Origin of the sequence: Campylobacter showae (assembly GCF_963515975.1) — a bacterium.
Taxonomy (GTDB): Bacteria; Campylobacterota; Campylobacteria; order Campylobacterales; family Campylobacteraceae; genus Campylobacter_A; species Campylobacter_A showae_F.
On sequence record NZ_CAUPZM010000033.1, the window covers coordinates 1 to 18,725 of the forward strand.

Genomic DNA, 18,725 nt, shown 5'->3' on the forward strand with positions numbered 1-18,725 from the left:
TATTTTAAGGCGTTATCGATCAAATTTTTAACTCCGGTCGCATAAAGTTCAAAATCAACCTCAACCGCGCTTATTTCCCCATCTGCTCGCACTTCTATGCGGCTCGTATCTTTTAGTAAAAGTATATCTACCGAGTGATCGACGATGTCTATGACTCGGTGTTTATTTTTCTTGAGCTCCCATTCGTTGGATACTAGTTTTTCTACTTTGACGACTTCGCCCAGTATCATTTCAAGCCTTATAAAAATTTGTTTTAATCTGCTTTTAAATTTATCGTCTTGTAAGATTTCGGCTATCATGTCCGCCATGATCCGCCCTTTCATTATCGGGTTACGAAATTCGTGCAAGATATTACGTAAAAACAGCGCTCTAGCCTGCTTTATCGCATCTATTTTTTGTATCGTCGTATTAAATTCGCCCGCGATTTGGCCTATTTCATCATTTGCTTCTACTTTTAGCAGTCTAAATTTATCTTCTTCTCCCGCTCTTCTTATCATATTTTTTAAATTTCTGAGTCTCAGCAATTTTTTTAAGACGACTATGAAAAATGCCGCCATTACGATATTTACTATAAGCCAAAGTATCCAAATGTTATGCGAAGAAATTTCTTCTAAATTTTCTAAAGGCACATCGTTTTTCGCGATGTCATTTTCACTTGATATATTAAGCCCCGCCGCATCCATAATGCGCGAAAACATTTTAGGATCAATAGAAGAAAATCTAGGTACAAAATAAAACTTTTTGTTATACCTTATCATATCGGTATACGAGTCGCTAAAAATTTTCTCGCCGCCTTGCCTGATCTTAATAGGATCAAGCTCGCTATTTTTAAGGCCGATTTGCGCTAGTTGCTTAGCTGCGTTACCTTCTACTTGTCCTCGTATACGCATACCCAACATAAAGCGCTCATAAGTAAGGTACTCCGCGTCTCTTATCTGCCTTTTTGATTCGATGAAAAATGCTAAATTTACGACAACTAATGCGGCAAAAAAGAAAAACGATATTAGTTTGATTATGGATATATTACGCATTGATAAATTTATACCCTATACCGCGCACAGGGTGAATGAATCGCGGATTTTTAGGATCGTCTCCTATTTTCTGACGCAAGCGTCCTATGGCCACATCTATGCTTTTTAGTCCGCTTTGAAATTTCGCCTGGCCCAAATTTATCAAAATATCCTCTCTTGGTATAACCATCCCCTCTTTTTCATAAAGATAGATAAAGATGTCAAATTCCGCTTTCGTTAGCGCTATCTCCTCTTTGTTTTTTATGACGATACGCCTTTGTTTATCGACGCAAAAGGTTTTGGAGTCGTTGCTGGTTTGTATCCCTCGGCGGAGTATCGCTCTTAGCCTAAATGCAAGCTCTATAGGCTCGTACGGCTTTGCCATATAGTCATCCGCCCCAAGCTCAAATCCCTTTATCTTATCTAGCGTTTCGCTGCGAGCCGATGATATGATGATAGGTAGCGATGGATAGCTGTGCCTAACATGCTTACACACTTCAAGACCGTCCATGTTAGGCAAGCCAAGATCAAGCACCAAAGCATCGAAAGTATTTTTTGCGTCTAGAATTTTAAGTCCCTCAAGCGGGTTTGTGGCTATGGTTACGCCAATCTCGCTTTTTGCCAGTGCAAATTTTAAAAGCTCGGCCAGTTCAAGATCGTCTTCTATGAGCAAAATTTCTATCATAGTAGCAATTATATCAAATTTAAAATTTAAAACTAAAAAATATTTTTTAGTTAATGTTACCAAAATCTTACCGTTTTTGATAAGCCTACATGTTATGATTTCGCCAACAAGACCAAAAGAAGATGCCGCAAAAACGACAAATATAAATTTACGTGGAGCGGCTTCGATCTTTGGCTGTAGTAGCGATAATGCAACAAAGCAGGTTCAAAAAGGCGGCATTATTAAACAAGACCGGCTTACGGTTTTCTTGTAAAAGATGCTTAAAAAGAAAATTAAAGGAGGTTATGGTGAAAACATGTTTTTTGACGATAAATAAGAGTAAATTTGCTCTTAGCTTGGCTACGCTTATGGCTATGACGACCTGTGCAAGCGCAAGTGAAAGTTTGGCGGAGGCTTTGCAGGCAAGCACGATGGGCGCGACAGTATTTTCGTACTACGATATGGACTCGACCGAGTACTTCCCGCCGGCTAGCAGAACAAATAGAATTCGCGAGCATATCGGCGGCCTCGGCGCCGAGCTTAGATTTTTAACCGGCTCTTACTACGGCTTTAGGCTCGGTCTTACGGCTCAGGGTTTGGTAAATTTCGGTCCGTCAAAGGCCGCAAAAGATTATTTTGCATACGACTGGAATAGCGAAGGCATAGCTCTTTCAGAAGCCTACTTGGGATATGAAAATGAATATATCGACCTTAAAATCGGCCGTCAGTACTACAACTCAAAATACACAGGCCTAGTGCCGCCGCTTGTGGCTACAAACACGGACGTGGGCTACAAAGAGGCGTTTGAGGGCGTGAGCGCTAGGATAAAGCTTGATAGCATCGATACCGTTATCGGCCTAGCCGATTTGCAGGTAGATCAAGCGCAGTAACGGGCGGTGATCATGGCGCGCCTAGATTTAAAGATAGAGTTGTCATCGGCGGCTTTGGACCTTACGGGTATGAATTCGATAACATCTTTAACTCTTTTGTAGAGTATCGCGGACCACAGGGTCTAAATTTTACGGTTGCTTACGCAAACGTATCAGGCCTAGAATATGATGACGCGCTCAATTCAAAGGGTGATATAAACTTTTACCATGCAGCGGTTGGCTACAAATCGCCTGTGCTTTTTGAAAATGCGAATGTTGGCGCAATCTTTATGTATAAAGGCTCAAGAACAAACGGCAGTTTAAAAGAGAATTTCGACTTTAATGGCAACTTTTATGTGGGTATGGTTGGGCTTTATAACGCTTACGGCTTTGATCTTGCATACGCATACTCAACCGTTAGTAAAAATCAAATGGCGCTTCAAGGCGTGGGTAACGATTGTGGTGCGCCAACAGCTACTCCGATTTACGGACCGTTTTTGTTTATGAACTTTGCCGGTATGAATTTACATAAATTTAGCGCAGGCTACGACTTTAGCAATGTAGGCGCTGAGGGTCTTAGGCTAGATGCCGACTACTGGTACGGCAAACAGCACAACGGCAGCAACGTCCGATCAGGCGGCTTGCACGGTCAAGCACCGGGCACTAGGATAGACGTAGAGGGCTGGGACGTGCAAGTTTCTTACAAAGTTCCTGCGGTCAAGGGTTTAAAACTATCAGCTATTTATGAAACTATGGATAGAAAGCTAAAGTATACTAACGGTAGCTCTGACGGCAAAACGACAGACGAAGAGCTTTGGCTAAGAGCGTCTTATGATTTTGATATATTAAAATAAAATTTGAAGCAAGGAGTATAAAATGGCAGAAAACAATGAACTATCACGCCGCTCGTTTTTAAAACGTAGCGGAGCGCTCACGCTTGGCTCGGTTGCGGCTGGATCTGCGCTACTAACAGGCTGTGATAACCCGAACAATCACCTTATCCATCCAAAAAAGGAAGTCGCAAAAGCGCCTGAGACGCCAAAATGGCTAGGCGTTGAGCCAGAAATTTCAGATAAAGATATAAAAGAGACGCTTGAAACCGATGTTCTTATCATCGGTGCTGGCGTTTCAGGACTTCACGCTGCACGCGCCGCTAGCGAAAAAGGCGCCAAAGTCATCGTCATAGAAAAAGCCGGTCGCTTTCAGGTTAGAAGCGGTCAGTACGGCACTCTTGGCAATAAATTTCAAAGAGAGCTTGGCATCAAGTATGATAAGCAAGCAGCCATAAATGAACATTTAAAGCAGATGGGATATCGCGCCGATCAGCGCGTATGGAACTACTGGGCAGATCATAGCGGCGAGGACTTTGACTGGATGATAGAGCTTGCTCCTGCGATAAATTTTATGAGAGAGACCGACACACAGCTTGATAGAAGCAAGATAAATTTGATACTTATGCATTATCCGCTCCCGACCGCGTACGACCCAAGCCAGGAAAATAGCCCAAGCTATCCAACTGTTATGACGTTTTTGCCTAGTCAGGAGCCGATGATGGAGCTAGTTTATGAAAAGTCTATAAAACAAGGCGCAAAATATATCTTTAAAACTCGCGCAAAAAAACTACTCCGTGATAAAACAACTGGCAAGATGCAAGGAGCGATCGCTCAAGATATGGCTGATGGCTCATATATCAAGATAAATGCGAAGTCAGTTATACTTGCTACAGGGGATTATATGAATGACCACGAAATGGTAAAGACATTTGTGCCGTGGGTGGCAAATTTCTTCTGTCCTTTTCCAAACAAGGACTATAAAAATAACCCTACAAATACAGGAGATGGACATAAGCTAGGCTCATGGATAGGTGCAAAGCTAGAAGACGGACCGCATGCACCGGTTGCCCATACGCTCGGCGGACCGCTCGGCGTTGATGCATTTTTGCTAACAAATGCAAAAGGAGAGCGCTTTACAAATGAAGATCTAAGCGGTCAACAAGTCACTCAGCCGCTCTCTCGCCAACCGGGAGGCTTTGGCTGGCAGGTATTTGACTCTAAATTTCCGGAGCAAGTCGGACTTATGGGCGTGTCGCACGGTAGCGTAAATCACTGCGTAGAAGATAATCCAAAACTTCCGCCCGACTGCCAATGGGCGATAGGTAAAACATCGTATATATCGGTAAAAGATCTCGAAGAGATGCCTGGTGTATTTAAGGCAAATAGCATAGAAGAGCTTGCCGGTATGCTCTATCCTGATAACAAAAAGGCGCAAATGCAGTTTTTAGCGACTATAAAACGCTACAACGAGCTATGCGACAAAGGCCATGATGATGACTTCGGCAAGACTGCTAAAAGGATGTTCCCGGTCCGCCACGCGCCGTTTTACGCCGGCAAAATGGGCGTGGGCGCTAGCCTAGTCGTCATGGGCGGCTTCACCGTAGAGCCAAGTACCGCAAACGTGCTAGATACCGACTATAACGAAATTTCTGGACTTTATGCCTGCGGTAACGTTATGGGCGGACGCTTTTTGGGCGACTATCCGGTAGTTTTAGCTGGCACTAGCCACGGAACATGCCTATGCTACGGACGCTTAGCAGGCTATCAGGCCGCGGCAAACGCAAAAGGAGAAAGAGCATGAACAAGAAAAGAAAATATACGATAATAGGGCTAGTAATAGCCGCTATTGTGGGCTTTATATCGTTTCATCAAGTACAAGCGGCTAGCCACAAAGCCGAATTTTGCATCATGTGTCACAACATGCAGCCTGAGTATGACTCTTATACAAAAGGAAATTTGTTGGCTAAAAAACATAACGACGCAAATGTCACATGTCACGACTGCCACACGCCAACCATAGGAGAACAGCTAAACGAAGTTAGGATGTATGTAACCGGTGACTTTGAGACACCAACTAAACAAAGGGGCTTTACTAACGAGCAGTGCACTAGCTGTCATAAGATAGCTGACATAAGAAAAAAGACTGCGCACTATGGCCTATCTAACCCACACGAAGGTACTCACAATAAAGGCAATGAGATGCTACAATGCCAGTCGTGCCACGCCGTGCATCATCCACAAAAGCTAAATACTTGTATGTCTTGCCACCCGATAGACTGGAAGGTAGATAGTAGCTGGAAGATGTATCCGCCTAGCGAAAAATAATCTTTAATCCGCCTCGCCTGGGGCGGATTTATATCCTCTGTAAACATAAATGGCTCAAGATAAGTTAAATCGTATAAATCTAAGCTGCTATATAGCTAGATTGTATACTTTTGGTATTTTTATATGGTACCGTGATTTTAAGATTGTATATTAGGTTAAGGTAAATTTGGGTTTATGGGAAAATTTGCTTTTAGATATTAAAAAAGAATTGCCTCTAACAATGTCTTTAAATTATTCGCTTACATGCTTTACGATATCTTTTAGCACTAGCGGTATTACGTCGCCGTGTCCTTGTCCTTCGTAGATTTTAAATTCGTATTTGACGCCCGACTTTTTTAGAATTTCAGCCAAATCGGCCGCTTTTAGTATATTTTCTTTGTCCGTTTTGCCCACCCTTTTTTCTAATTCTCCTACGCTAAGTCTTATAAAACTCGCCTTTAATCTAATTTTTAGTTTACCGTCGTTATCTAAGGCCTCCTTTATAATTTTTGAATCTCCCCACCAAAGAGACGGAGAAGCTATAAAAAACTCATCGAATATACCGTCGTTTTGCAGAAGCGAATAAACTAAAAATAGTCCGCCGAAAGAGTGGCCGTAAAATATTTTTTCGCTATTTTTTATATCGTATTCCTTGTCTACAAACGGCATTAGCCTCTCTTTTATAAATTTATAAAATTTGTCCGCATTGCCGCCTTGCTCGTATTCGTCGCCTTGGGCTAACGGCGTTAGGTCCTTTGTTCGCCTTGCGGTATCGTAAGCTAGCGGCGTATCGTATCCGACGCCTATGATAAGCGGTATGCTACCGCTAGAAGTAAAATTTTTAAATAAATTAAGCAACACGGAAAATTGCGCATTCGCATCGAGCATAAAAATCGCTTTTGGATAAACGTTGCGGTTTTTAGGGACGGCTTGAAAAATTTTATATATTTCTCCGCCCGCGCTTTCTACTATGGAGTATTTAACATCAAAAAGCCGATAAACGCTTTCATCTATCGGCTCTATGTATTGAGTAGGCTTTGCGCTGGCTGCAGCAATCATAATCAAAGCTCCCAAAAATAATTTAACAATCCTTACCACTTCGCGCTTACCTTAAACCAAAATCTCCTACCCTCTTCAGGATACCAGTAGTAGTTGCCGTCATCGGCCATCCCCTCGTCGTAGCGGATATTATCAAAGATATTGTAGGCGGTCAAATTTAAGCTTAAATTTTTATTTACTTCCCAGCTAGCACCCAAATCGACGGTAAAAAGCTTTTTGTCGTTTTCGCTTACTTTATTACCGGGACCGAATTTGACGCTGGTTAGCTCGCTCTCGTAGTTTGCCCCGGCAAAGGTGCTAACGCTTGCGATAGGCTTATACGTAAGCGTCAAATTTGCCGCGTGTTCGGGCGTTGCGGTCAGAGATTTGCCGTCTAGTCGGCTAAGATTGGTCTGGCTAAATTTGACCGGGCCGTTTGGGGTATTGATCGTCGGGTCGCCGGTTTTGATTTTGGAGTTGTTGTATGTGTAGTTGCCGCGCAAATTTAGATTTTTTAGTATGTCGTAGTCTGCGCTAAGCTCGATGCCCCAGACGTCTGCACCGTCGATGTTAAAGTAGGTTCCCCAGCCCGGGCAGTTTACGTGCGGAGCCGTAGTGCATGAGCCAAATGCCGGAATACGGTTTATGCTGCTACCGTCGGTATCTAGGATTTTATCTTTAAACTCGTTTCTAAATAGAGTAACCGAACCTCTAAAATCGTCGCTGCTATCGTAGTAAGCGCCGATTTCATAAGTTAGGCTCTTTTCGGGTTTTAGGTCTGCGTTACCGAAGTCTACTATCCTCCAGCCGCCTTGTATGGTGCCGACTTCCGGCGAGATTTGATTGACGTCGGGCGTCTTGTATCCTGTCGCTACGCCGCCTTTTAGTGTCCAGTTGTCGCTTAGATTGTAAACTAGATACGCACGCGGCGAGAGATGATCGTCGAAAAATTCGTTATGCGTGAAGCGACCGCCCAGCGTCAAATAAAGCTTGTCGTCTAAAATCTCCCACTCGTCTTCTAAAAATGCCGCATGCTCTTTCATGGAGTAAGCTTTTGGGTTTCGCAGCACGCTTCTACTTGAATTTGATACGATAAATGTGGTTTTTGTCGTCTGTTTGCTAAAATCATAGCCGAAAGTTAGCGTATGCGAATCCAGGAAGGTGCTAAATTTGGAGTTAAAGTTGTGGTTTTTGACGTCGGCCGGCGTTAAGCTATCAAAGAGGCTCGTTCGCTTCGTCTGATCGTAAATGTAGCTCACGTCGGCATTTAAATTTTCAAAATTTCCCAGATATCCTACTCCGTAGCTATCTTTTTTGTAGTCGTAGCTATTTAGCAGCCTGTTTGTCCTTACCGTTGCCGTCTTGCCGACGGTCCTAGAGTATTCGTGGCGTTCTTGGGAGGCTAGGAGATAAAATTTATTGTATTCATCCGGCGTGATCCATAGTTTTGCGCTAAAGTTTTTCTTGTCGCTTTCTTGATAGCCGCCCGGATAGCTATCCTCATCTCGTAATTTTTTGTAGCCCCAGAGCTGAAGACCGAGGTATTTGTTAAGAAGCGGAAAGTTAAGATAAAAGTCCGCTTGGCGCTGCGAGCCGATGCTGCTATGAGCCTGCGCGATACCGGATATACTCACAGAGCCGCTAAATTTATCGAAATTTTTCTTCGTGATGATATTTATGACTCCGCCCACCGCATCGCTACCGTAAAGCGAGCTCATCGGTCCTCTGATGATTTCGATTCGTTCTATCGCCTCAACCGGCGGGATAAAATTTGAGTTCATATCGCCGGCGCCGCCTTTTGGATTGGCCGCGCTTGAATTTACTCTTTTGCCGTCTATGAGAACTAGCGTTTGCGAACCTTCCATGCCTCGGATCGAGATACCGCTGGCGGGTCCGTCCTCACCCCCTATAACGCTAACTCCCGGAGCTTTTGAGGCGATAGAGTGAAGCGAGGTGAAGCTATCTTTTGCCAGGTCGTCATTTTTTACGATTGATATGCTGGCGGGTGCGTTTTTAATGCTTTGCGAAAAACCGCTAGCAGTGACTACGACCTCTTCTAAATTTATATTATCTACGGCTTGTAAATTTATTGCGCATACTAGCGAAACGATAGATGCAAAAGCTTTATTTTTTGAAACAATCATATAAAATCCTTTGGAATACTTAATATTGATTTAAGTTATCAATCTTTCTTCGCGAATAATAACTAATATGGAATAAATTTAATATTAATTATCGTATATAGATAGAATTTGCCGCTAAGGACGAGATGGCCAATTTAATAAGATGGCTTTGAGGCAATTTTTAAAGCTTATAAAAGGATGTTAAATTTGAAATTTTATCCATCCTGTAGGATTTTTAAAGAATTTTAAACCAAAAGCTAGCGATAGCGGGGAAACCGAGCTTACCGATCAGATAAAAACCTACTCAATACTCAATATAGAACAAGGGAAAAAGGATATAGACTTCATAAAAAGAGTAAATGGCGGAAACGATATGGCTCGAGACAGAATTATGCAAGAAGAAATGACAATAGCCGAACTCTTGAGATATAGACCGGGCAAGACAAACCAAATTTTAAGCGATAAAGACAGAGAGGAATATGTTAAGACCATAAAAGAGAGAGTAAACGCTCTAACATCTATGACCTCCCTTTAAGATAACTACAAAGGTCGTCTATGCGGCGGCCTGCTCCGTACTCTTTATTGCACTGCTAGCGCCTTTTTAGCTAGCTCGCTAAGCCATGCCGAGCGGTTATTCGTAACTGCATCAATTGCATTTAAAACGCCTTTAGGTATAGTTAAATTTATACGGACTTTGACGTTTTCGTCGATAGGCTCATAGATGCTTTCACCGTTTTTAAGAGCCCCTTCGACATAGCAAGCAAAGGCTTCTTTTAGATCCGCTATCGCTTCGGCTTCGGTAGCTCCCCAGCCGGCCATTAGATTATTTTTAGCTAGCCCTATATCTGCATACTGAGCAAAATAATCGCCGTCGTCCAGTCTTTTGATCGTGATCGTATACGGCAAGTTTAAATAATAGTTCAAGTCTTTTTTCATCATGACTCCCTTATCTTTGCTAAGATCTGTAAAACATAGATCTCTTTAATCGGCTTATGGTACGGTATGACTACAGTGTCGCCGCCTTTTTTAAATTTATGGTGCGAGCCTTTAACGTGATCTAATTCATATCCGTGATTTAATAGCAGGCGCTTAACGTCGTCAAAGCTTGCATTTTTCGGATTATTTTCAAGTTTTTTGATTAATTTATCAAGACTCGACACGCCGTCCCTTTTTATGTTTTATACTTACTATTATACATACTATTTTTTATAGGATGCTTAATAGCCATATAGTAAACTTGTTATTAATCCTAAATATTTTTAAATTTTATCCGATATACAAGTAAAGCTTTTAAAAGGATTTAAATGATAAACAGTTCAAACAATGTCTCGTTTTTAAAGCTACCAGATATAGATATCGCCAGAGTAAATAAAACCCAATCTTTAAAAGAGGCCGTCAAGGTTGGCGATGAAAGTATGACTTCGGCGGAATACCTAAATAGGCAAGCGCAAATAGAATATAGGGCAAAAGACTTTTTAAGGGCTCAGTCAAGCGGCATCATCTCAAAGCTACGCGTAAATAATGTTATGGATATTAGCGATAGCAACGCTTTAAACAAGGGCGAATTTAATATTAACAATCTGCTTGGTAGAAACAGCGGCTTAGATTATCATTACAGCTCGTCTCCTACTTTGACGGGAGACTTTGCCAGATACGATTTTACGTATCTTGGCTCAAGGTACTCGGTCAATCAAGAACAAAGAATAGATAGCGTAGTAAATGATCATAATGCGCTAAAAGAGATAAAGCAAAAATACGGAGTTGATACCTCAAATGCCTATCTCAACGGCTCTCTTAGGGGCGAGAGATACTTTCAGGGTATAAATGCGGATCCCCACTCGATCAATATGTCTTTTATAGATCAAAGCGGATATCTTGAGAATACCAAATCATCAAATTTAAACTCTTACGCATCTTCAAGCACCCTGCGTACTAAATACGGCGACGTAGAGGTATTTTTGGATCTATACGGCGATAACGATAAGTTGGGTATTGGAAAACTCACTAGCAATGCTTTGCTTTTTAACTTCGACAGTAACGGCGACGGAATTTTAAATAGCTCCGATAAGCTATTCTCAAAGCTCAAGGTCAGAGGACACGATAAGGACGGCAACGAAAAGATAGCAAATTTAAGCGACGTAGTATCGGATATCGATTTGACTAAATTTATAAATTCGGATGTCGTTAACTGGAATCAAAAAAGAAGAGATATCATCAACTCCGAATCTCTTGCCAATAACGATATGAGAAATTTCGTAGATACTACAAACATAGATTATAGGATATCTTACTACTCTTCAAACCCCTACACCGTATTTGCTCCGGAGAGCAGATATAAAAAGGCGGAAGCCGATAGTATTAAGGGCTTCTTTGACGCATACGCCGATAAAGACGGCTGGGTAGACCTAAGAAATAATAACGTATTTAATAAAAATAGCCCATTTAACAACTTTGCCTATGAAAAGGTTGGATTTGACGGAAAGCTAAAGCTTAACGAATTTAATCCTATAATAGGATCCGACGCCCCTAAAGATAAAGACTTCTCTTATAACGGATATCAAAGAAGCAGCTTTATGAAATTCTACGACGATTATCACAAAGAGCTTGACGCCCACAACAAAGATATAGAGTGGCTAAGCAAGAACTTAAAAGACTATAACGTAGAAAATGCGGACGAATACATAAATAAGCTAAAGGACAGTAAGTCCGCCTATATGGTAGCTATGGAAAATGAATTTGAGGCTGCTACCGGATTAAAATTTAGCGAGGAGAATTTAGAAAAAGTTAGGCGTGCTTTTGAAACCGATATTGATAGGGCGGCGTCATCATTACGAGACAGCGATAGCGTAATAGCCATGAAGCTAAACGATAACGGGTCTATAACCTTAAAATTTGATAGCGGTAGAGAAATAGAAGTAACGGAGCTGTATTCTGATACGGGTAAGCTTTTAGGAGATAAAACAAGAAGGGCAAGCCTAAATTTAGAAACTAAAGCCATGAGCGACATCGAGCTTGGCTCTATAAGCTTTAATAATATAGGCATACTAGATACCGACGGCAAATATAAGACGCTCCAGGAAATAGGAGCTAGCGCTATAAAATCCTTTTCTACTAAGCATGGAAAACAGTTTTTGATATACCTGGGAGATAATAAAACCCTAACGGCGAAGGATCTATACAATATTTCGTTTTTAAATAACGAGTTTGGCAAGGGCGCCAATGTGGGCGAGAAGGATAGATTCTATAGGAAGATAGATGTAAGGGTTTAAATAGGGCCAGATAGCCAGCCTATTTGTTTATATGTTTGGCTATCAAATTTCTAGGCACTTGATTTTTGCTGACGCCTTTTTATTTGGCCTCTTTGGTTAAAAAGTCCATCTCATCATCCGGTAGATACGTCACCGCCTGACGAGTAGGCGGATTTTCTGAAAAAACATATAAAGGACATTAAGCTGAGTCTAAACACACAAAAGGTATAAGTATAAATTTAGAGATCGATCATCAGAGAAAACGTCAGCCGTTAGAAAGGGTGCGATATAATGACGATAAACACAAGGAGCAAGAAATGATAAATATCCAAACCGCAAACCATAGTATTATAGAAGCTATTAGGGCTATTATTGCGCTAGATCCTGAAACAACCATTACTTACGACAATGAAGATTATCTAAGCCAAGCCGATCAGCAAGATTTAAAGAAACTAGTAGAGGCCGATAAACGCGGCGATCTAAAATATCAAGCCTTTGACGAATTTAAAACCGAGATGAGATCTTACCTAAAAAACAAAGGCGCTTAGAGTGGAAATTATCTTAAGCGAACAATTCAAGGAAGAAATTAAAAGTATTTTAGATTTTTACGCGGATAGAAGCAAGAGCAATAAAGTAGCAAATGATTTTCTTGAGGGCTTATTTGAAAAAATCGAAAGCTTATCTACTTTTGCTTACTGATTTAGAAAAAATCAATACTTTCACAAAGACAACATAAGGGATCTAATTTTCAAAGGGTACGTTATTCCTTTTATAATCGAAGACGACACCATAAAGATCCTATCAATCTACAAGCATAATCTACCAAAATTTTAAAGTCTAAAATTTAGACCTGGCTTGCATAGTATAATCTTTTTCTCAAAGACCCTTACGCAAATGTCGCGAATTATGGGGAATAAATTTTGCTTATCCTTCTTTAAATTTCTTTTTAAGAAGGATAAGCCGTGAACGTTTCCGCTACTAAGATAAATTATTCGTCGATACTATCCAAAGCTCAAGAAAAGAAGCAAGCCAAAACGCAGGACGTTAGCTTCGCAAATCTTATTCAGAGCAGCGGCACAGCTGAGACCGCCGCATTTAAAACATACGATCTGACGTCAAGCGGCGCGCAAGATCAAAATTTAAACTCGTTAAAATTTGGATCAAATTTGGCTTACGGATACTCGGTGGATAATCTCGGCTATATGAGTAGCGATTTTAACAAAGTAGCCGGCCTTCCCGAAAATTTCAAAATCCATAAAAGCTCTATCGACGAGATAGCGAGGTTTAACAATAAGACTTATTTGTTTACGCCCTCGCCGGATCAAAAGCCCTTTGAAAATATCGACGTAGCTGACACGGTGAAACAATACTACAAGCTGTTTAACGCAGTCGTACCTGAAGGCAAAGAAACGTATAGCCAAAGCGACTTAGAAAAGCTACCCAAGGGCTTTAGCGTAAATATCAATCAAAAACCGTTTGGCAAGAGTAATTTTTTAAAAGACGTTAGCCTATTTGCCGTATCAAACGTCTATAGTACTCAAACTCAGCTACAAAACGCCGGCGAACTCTCAAGCGATATTAAAAAATACGGAGTTAGCCTTAGCGTATATCCTTTAAATTTTTCTACTCTAGGCTCGTCAAATTCGCAGGAAAAAGACGGCTTTAGCTTTAACCCCGATACGTCGGTCTACGAAAAAGAGGGTGGATACGCCAGAGAGGGCGTATTTATGCAGTTTTTAAAAGGCTTCCCGCCCATAGCGAGCGATAGCGGGGAAACTAGGCTAACGGATCAAGTCCAAACATACGCGCAAGATATGAGAAGCCAAAGCTTTGACGATATGCCCATAACCATATCCGATTTTCTAAAAAATACCAAAATCATAAAGGAATTTTTAAAGAAAATTATCGAAGACGGGCTTATGAGCCTGAGCGGCAACGAAACTGCGGATAGCATAGTGGATAAGCTAGCACTAAGGCTGGAGGCGTTTCAAAAAGAAACCGTCCGCCCTAAAGGCGAAACGAATATCTAGCCTTATATTTTATTACTACAATTGGCTTCTTGGTTTATGCTAAAGAAAAGTCATTTTTATCCGATATAGTCTTAAAGGATTTAAAATGATAAATGGCTCAAATTTAAGCATTTCTACGGCAAATTTCAAGTCAAATTTAACTCCTGCAGATAAAACCGCTAAGACGAATTTGGCGAACGAGCAAATGCAAGCTTCAAACAACAAAGAAGACGTAAAAAGACAAATTCAGATATACCAAAGCAGACCTATCAAGGAACTTGCGGACGAAGTTATCAAGGTGGACGAGAGCGAGGAAGGCTGGATAACTAAAGCCATAAACCAAATCGATGATATATTGTCCAAGAAATATACGCCCGAGCAGATAAAAACCCTGCGAGCCAAAGATCCCGAAACCATGAAAGAAGCTGTAGAAGGCATGCTGGCGAGATATTCTAGGTTATTACAATCCTATTCGATAGACGGTAAACCAACTATCTCGGGTAAAATGCTGGGGCTCGGAACAAAGGAGGAGGAAGAGGAGCTGAGAGCTTTTAAAGACTCTTCACCTGAAGACGCTGCGATGGGCGACGTCGGAGCTGCTTTGCTGCAAAGAACCGACATCAGTATAGAAGAATTTAAAAAGCTCTATGCGGAAGATATCGAGAAAACCACGAAAGCCCACAAGGAAGCCGTGGCAAAAATCAATCAAGAGATGAGAGAATATAACGCAAATTTAGCTAAGCAAAGAGCAGAAGCTAAATTCAAGCCAATCCAAGCCACTAGCAAAAGCAAAACATACGTTGATAAAGACATCAGACGAGAGTTTTTTGAGAATTTTTTGAAAGCCGAGCGAGAAAAAGGGACGGATATAACGGAGATTTTAAATCAGCTAGCAAAACTAGGCAAATTTGACGTAAAAGCATAAAGGATTAATATGATAAACGCTCTTAACAACTATTCCGCTTTTTCTAGACAAAGTTTTTCCCTAAACGTAAATGTTAAGCATGGCTCAAAAACTGAGATTTTAAAACAAAATGAAATCTCGCAGCCGGATACGGTCGAGCACAAATTTAACGAAGTTTTAGGCTATAAAGTCGATGAGGACGGATATTTTACGTCCGAATTTAACGAAGCCGCAGGTATTCCAAAGGACTACAAAATCCACTCAGATACCTTAAAATCGCTCGTGAACGTAAATGATAAAGCGATCGCATTTAATAAAATGTTTTCAAAAATCGACATAGCAAAAACAGTCGGCAATGCATATAAAATTTTATCCCAAGTAGTCGGCGAGGACGTTTTAAATTCCAAAGAAAGTTTTAGCAAAGAAGACCTCGCTAAATTTCCTCAAGGATACGAATACGACAATAAAACGCTCAAGGTATTAAAGCTTCATAGCAAAATATCAGACTATATGGGAGTCGATAGTAGCTTTCAAAGAAATGAACGGACTAGCATAACGACTACTTTTTATAATAGCTCCACGATCGGTTACTACTCAGAGCATAAGAGCTTAAAACCATCTACCGATATATTAAACAGCAACAGTGGCGGCAAAGAAGATATAAACAGCGGGATGTATTTTGATACTACAAAAGACAAATATACCGATAAAGGCGGCAATATAACCAAAGGCGGGCTTTTGATCGGTATTTTAAACAAAAATAGTCACGCCATAGAAGGTGAAACCACCTATCACGGCAAGATTAACGGGCTAGATAAAAACATATCCTCGCAAGAGTACCAAGCAAAAATTAGAGCCTTTACCGACTTGCATGGACATAAATACGATAAATACTCGCAATCTTTAGTGGATTCATTGCCTCAAGATTTAAAAGATTTCGTAGATTTTGCAAGGAGTTTAAAATTTGTCGGCGAGATAAATGTCAGCGACGACGGCAAAGAATCAAAAAGCCTCTTTGAAATAATGCAAGAGGATATGAAAGAGGCGCAAAAACGCCTAGAAAAGCTAATAGAGCAAGAAAAGCGAACGCAAAAGATGCTGGGTAAAAACAGAAAATACGACAAAGAGCTAGAGCAAAATACTAGAAAAAATTTAGAAGAACTTGAGGCAATAATGAAATTTAACGCTAAGAGCGTGGATATAAAAGCTTAAAAGGATTAATATGATAAGCGGCATAAGCGGATTTAACGCAAACGTAAATTATGATTTTAGTAGCGCTCATGGGCAAAATTTAAAGATGCATGAGGAAAAAGAGGCGGCAAATCAAGCTTTAAATTTGGCGATCGCACAGCCAAATTCAACAGCACATATTGAGTATGACGCTCTTGATCCAGAAAAACTAGACCGAGATCAGCTCAAAATTTGGGCGGAAAATGTCGATCCAGGGAAGCTAACGGGTAAAAACTTAAGCAAATGGCTGGGAATAAAAATGGGGTTTGAAAAGTTTGAAGACAGCTGGCGTAAAGAGCTTGGTCTAAATCCGAACGAGCCAGTAGCCGTAAGGAGGATATTTTCGCTAAGCGGCTACACTAAGGACGATAAAATCAGCGTGTGGGGCAAGATAAACGGGCTTGATCCAAGCGTGAATAAGAGCGAGGTCGCCGAGCTAAAAAAGTTCATAGACAGCACTAAAGCTTTAGCGGCGAACGAGGGGCTAGCCGGATATAAAAACTTAAACGTCGACGATGTTCGCACGGATTTAGGCGGCGTAGGAACTGGATTTATTCCGGGATTTGTTATGCTGCGCGAGATCACCGACTTGCTCGACTCCGATATGGACATAGATAAATTCAAAGATAAATGGCTCGAATTTACCGCCGAAAAGATACTAGGGGATCACGCAAACGTCAAGATCTCACTCAAAGATGGAAAGTTAAATTTTGATCAAACGCCCGAAAAGGTAAGGCTAAGATCTCTTAATCAGCCGCTTGAAAAAAGAGTGAGCTACGCAGATGAAGCAACTAAAAAAGAGTTTTTAAATTTCTTAAAAGACGCGTTTAAAAAAGGCGAGAGTATCGCGGACGTGCTACAAAATATAGCTCTAAAAGAAAGTGCAACAAGCGATCAAGCTCCTAAAGAAACGCCCGAAGAGAATAAATTTAAGCCTATCCAAGCCGTTAGCAAAAGCCAAACCTATGTTTATAAGGATATAAAGCGCGAATTTTTCGAGAAATTTATCAAAGTTGAGCAGGAAAAGGGGATGGATATAATGGAAATACTGCGCAAAGTGGGCAAGATTGGCAAGACGGATATTATCGCATAATGCCCAAAATCCATACGCGAGTAAGGGTTTAAAAAGTATTTTAAATAAATATTTCGCCGAGCTTGGCGGATCGAGCGCTTATAGGGGAAGTCTCCTATACAAACAAAAAACGGACAGCTTGGATGAAGTTACGCAAGCTAGTATTAGATTTTGCAGATCTGCGAAAATGGCAAATTTGGCTTTTCTATAAGTATGCATGATTATTATGGTCTTTATGGGCTGTATAATTCTAATCGTATTTGTATTGTAGCTTGATATCGCCTCTAAAATCGCAGCCGCCGATAGCATCTTGTAAATTGTAGCCCATTCGTAAAAGCAATATTTCCAAATCTTTTGCGAATTTTATCTTTGTAGGATTGTTGTGATATATTTCATTTCTAGCTTTTCTTATTTGCCCTATTTTGGTTATTAGGTGTTGGCGTCCGTAAGCCGGAAGTATTTGGGACTTGTATTCTCTCGTGCTTGCAAAGATGTGCTCTATCGTATGCCAATATTCATCGCTTAGCTCTTCTAGGTCTATCATATAAAATTTATCGAATATGCCAAATGTTCCTAGATTTTGCAGGTCTTCATTTTTGCAACGCCTTTTTACTATATTTAATATCCTTCCAAACTCTAGCTCATCTGTTTTAAAGAACCAATCATCGGCGTCTTGGTTGTATAAATTTGAAAAATTGACGGCTAGAGTGCTACGAAGTCCGCTCTCAAAACAGTGCAGTAAGAAAAACTTGGCCTGATGGGTTCTACGTCTTTTATTGTAGATTGAAATTATTAAATCAAATAGATTGAGGTTGTTTAGGTTTGTTTTTGGCAATACGGCGTTAGCTTCTTTGCAGGCTCCAAGTAAATATTTAAAATGCAATACCGATATCGCTCTTTTTATTCTGGCCTCAAATTCGTGATCCATAAAGCCATCGTAGCCTTGTTTAAATATATCGTATATTTTTTCATATTGGCTTTGGACTATGTCAAACATCTACTTCCTAAGTGCTTTTTTATATTGATTGTATTATAATCCGCGGTAGCTTAGGGGGTTCTGACGATAGTTCAGGCTAAAACTACCCTAAAGCTTTTATCCTGCAGACTTCTAAAAAATAATCTAAATATTAAGAACTCTTACATCTATTGTAAAAATATTTTTGCTTAAAAATCAGTCAGTTTATTTTGTTGACGATAAAATATTTTTATTTTTTGACGTTTTTCATTGTTTGTGAAGCAAGAGTGAGATACAATTTTAAACTTTTTTGAGATAGTGTTCCACTTTTTTATCCAAGTGTTCCACTCTTAAAGGAAATATTAAAGAAAGGGAAAGATCGGAACAAACTTTTCCGATGCCTAAAATAGGGTGTTTTGGTGTCACGGGGGAGACTTGAACTCCCGACCTCCGGCTTATGAGGATT

At 40.6% G+C, this 18,725-nt stretch carries 18 protein-coding genes; 11 read left to right on the forward strand and 7 right to left on the reverse strand.

Annotation, left to right across the window (positions count from 1 at the left end):
- Both RWM02_RS09690 and RWM02_RS09695 read right to left on the reverse strand, forming a co-directional pair.
- Positions 1 to 1,031, reverse strand: a 1,031-nt coding sequence (locus RWM02_RS09690) for an ArsS family sensor histidine kinase (RefSeq protein WP_314071720.1), incomplete at its 3' end; no start/stop codon positions are given.
- Positions 1,024 to 1,695, reverse strand: coding sequence for a response regulator transcription factor (locus RWM02_RS09695; protein ID WP_314071722.1), 672 nt, complete (start codon positions 1,693 to 1,695; stop codon positions 1,024 to 1,026). The genes RWM02_RS09690 and RWM02_RS09695, both read right to left, overlap by 8 nt.
- Before the next feature lie 287 nt (positions 1,696 to 1,982).
- Between RWM02_RS09695 and RWM02_RS09700 the strand changes: the two genes are divergently transcribed.
- The 4 genes from RWM02_RS09700 (at position 1,983) to RWM02_RS09715 (ending at position 5,701) form a co-directional block, all read left to right on the forward strand.
- Positions 1,983 to 2,564 (forward strand): hypothetical protein, encoded by a 582-nt coding sequence (locus RWM02_RS09700; RefSeq protein WP_314071724.1) that lies wholly within the window; start codon positions 1,983 to 1,985, stop codon positions 2,562 to 2,564.
- 269 nt (positions 2,565 to 2,833) lie between these two features.
- On the forward strand, positions 2,834 to 3,397 hold the full coding sequence (locus RWM02_RS09705) for a hypothetical protein (protein ID WP_314071726.1): 564 nt from the start codon (positions 2,834 to 2,836) through the stop codon (positions 3,395 to 3,397).
- A 22-nt stretch (positions 3,398 to 3,419) separates the two neighbouring features.
- Positions 3,420 to 5,177: an FAD-dependent oxidoreductase gene (locus tag RWM02_RS09710; RefSeq protein ID WP_314071729.1), complete on the forward strand. Its 1,758-nt coding sequence runs from the start codon at positions 3,420 to 3,422 to the stop codon at positions 5,175 to 5,177.
- Complete coding sequence (locus tag RWM02_RS09715) at positions 5,174 to 5,701, forward strand: cytochrome c3 family protein (protein WP_040304079.1); 528 nt, start codon at positions 5,174 to 5,176, stop codon at positions 5,699 to 5,701. Before RWM02_RS09710 ends, RWM02_RS09715 begins: the two co-directional genes overlap by 4 nt.
- A 231-nt stretch (positions 5,702 to 5,932) precedes the next feature.
- On the opposite strand, the gene RWM02_RS09720 is transcribed toward RWM02_RS09715, so the two are convergent.
- From RWM02_RS09720 to RWM02_RS09735, 4 genes are all read right to left on the reverse strand, one after another.
- Positions 5,933 to 6,739: an alpha/beta hydrolase gene (locus RWM02_RS09720; RefSeq protein WP_314071733.1), complete on the reverse strand. Its 807-nt coding sequence runs from the start codon at positions 6,737 to 6,739 to the stop codon at positions 5,933 to 5,935.
- Positions 6,740 to 6,771: 32 nt separating this feature from the next.
- Positions 6,772 to 8,862, reverse strand: coding sequence for a TonB-dependent receptor domain-containing protein (locus RWM02_RS09725; protein ID WP_314071736.1), 2,091 nt, complete (start codon positions 8,860 to 8,862; stop codon positions 6,772 to 6,774).
- A 558-nt stretch (positions 8,863 to 9,420) separates the two neighbouring features.
- Entirely contained in the window at positions 9,421 to 9,777 is a 357-nt protein-coding gene (locus RWM02_RS09730; protein WP_314071738.1) for a type II toxin-antitoxin system HicB family antitoxin, read from the reverse strand.
- Positions 9,777 to 10,001 (reverse strand): type II toxin-antitoxin system HicA family toxin, encoded by a 225-nt coding sequence (locus RWM02_RS09735; protein ID WP_103559579.1) that lies wholly within the window; start codon positions 9,999 to 10,001, stop codon positions 9,777 to 9,779. Before RWM02_RS09735 ends, RWM02_RS09730 begins: the two co-directional genes overlap by 1 nt.
- Positions 10,002 to 10,145: 144 nt before the next feature.
- Here RWM02_RS09735 and RWM02_RS09740 point away from each other — a divergent pair, with 144 nt between their 5' ends.
- The 7 genes from RWM02_RS09740 to RWM02_RS09770 all read left to right on the forward strand — a co-directional run bounded on the left by RWM02_RS09740 (position 10,146) and on the right by RWM02_RS09770 (position 17,325).
- Entirely contained in the window at positions 10,146 to 12,110 is a 1,965-nt protein-coding gene (locus RWM02_RS09740; protein WP_314071743.1) for a response regulator, read from the forward strand.
- 296 nt (positions 12,111 to 12,406) lie between these two features.
- The gene (locus RWM02_RS09745; protein ID WP_314071745.1) at positions 12,407 to 12,637 is read left to right on the forward strand and encodes a hypothetical protein; all 231 of its coding nucleotides are present in this window, start codon (positions 12,407 to 12,409) and stop codon (positions 12,635 to 12,637) included.
- A 1-nt stretch (position 12,638) separates the two neighbouring features.
- The gene (locus RWM02_RS09750) at positions 12,639 to 12,788 is read left to right on the forward strand and encodes a type II toxin-antitoxin system RelE/ParE family toxin (protein WP_314071748.1); all 150 of its coding nucleotides are present in this window, start codon (positions 12,639 to 12,641) and stop codon (positions 12,786 to 12,788) included.
- Between the two features lie 263 nt (positions 12,789 to 13,051).
- On the forward strand, positions 13,052 to 14,119 hold the full coding sequence (locus RWM02_RS09755) for a Cj0814 family flagellar-dependent secreted protein (RefSeq protein ID WP_314071751.1): 1,068 nt from the start codon (positions 13,052 to 13,054) through the stop codon (positions 14,117 to 14,119).
- Between the two features lie 85 nt (positions 14,120 to 14,204).
- Positions 14,205 to 15,023, forward strand: coding sequence for a cell surface protein (locus RWM02_RS09760; protein WP_314071754.1), 819 nt, complete (start codon positions 14,205 to 14,207; stop codon positions 15,021 to 15,023).
- A gap of 9 nt (positions 15,024 to 15,032) precedes the next feature.
- Positions 15,033 to 16,214, forward strand: coding sequence for a Cj0814 family flagellar-dependent secreted protein (locus tag RWM02_RS09765; RefSeq protein ID WP_314071756.1), 1,182 nt, complete (start codon positions 15,033 to 15,035; stop codon positions 16,212 to 16,214).
- Between the two features lie 10 nt (positions 16,215 to 16,224).
- On the forward strand, positions 16,225 to 17,325 hold the full coding sequence (locus RWM02_RS09770; protein WP_314071759.1) for a hypothetical protein: 1,101 nt from the start codon (positions 16,225 to 16,227) through the stop codon (positions 17,323 to 17,325).
- Between the two features lie 229 nt (positions 17,326 to 17,554).
- On the opposite strand, the gene RWM02_RS09775 is transcribed toward RWM02_RS09770, so the two are convergent.
- Positions 17,555 to 18,301 (reverse strand): CAAX protease, encoded by a 747-nt coding sequence (locus RWM02_RS09775; RefSeq protein WP_314071761.1) that lies wholly within the window; start codon positions 18,299 to 18,301, stop codon positions 17,555 to 17,557.
- Positions 18,302 to 18,725 lie beyond the last annotated feature (424 nt).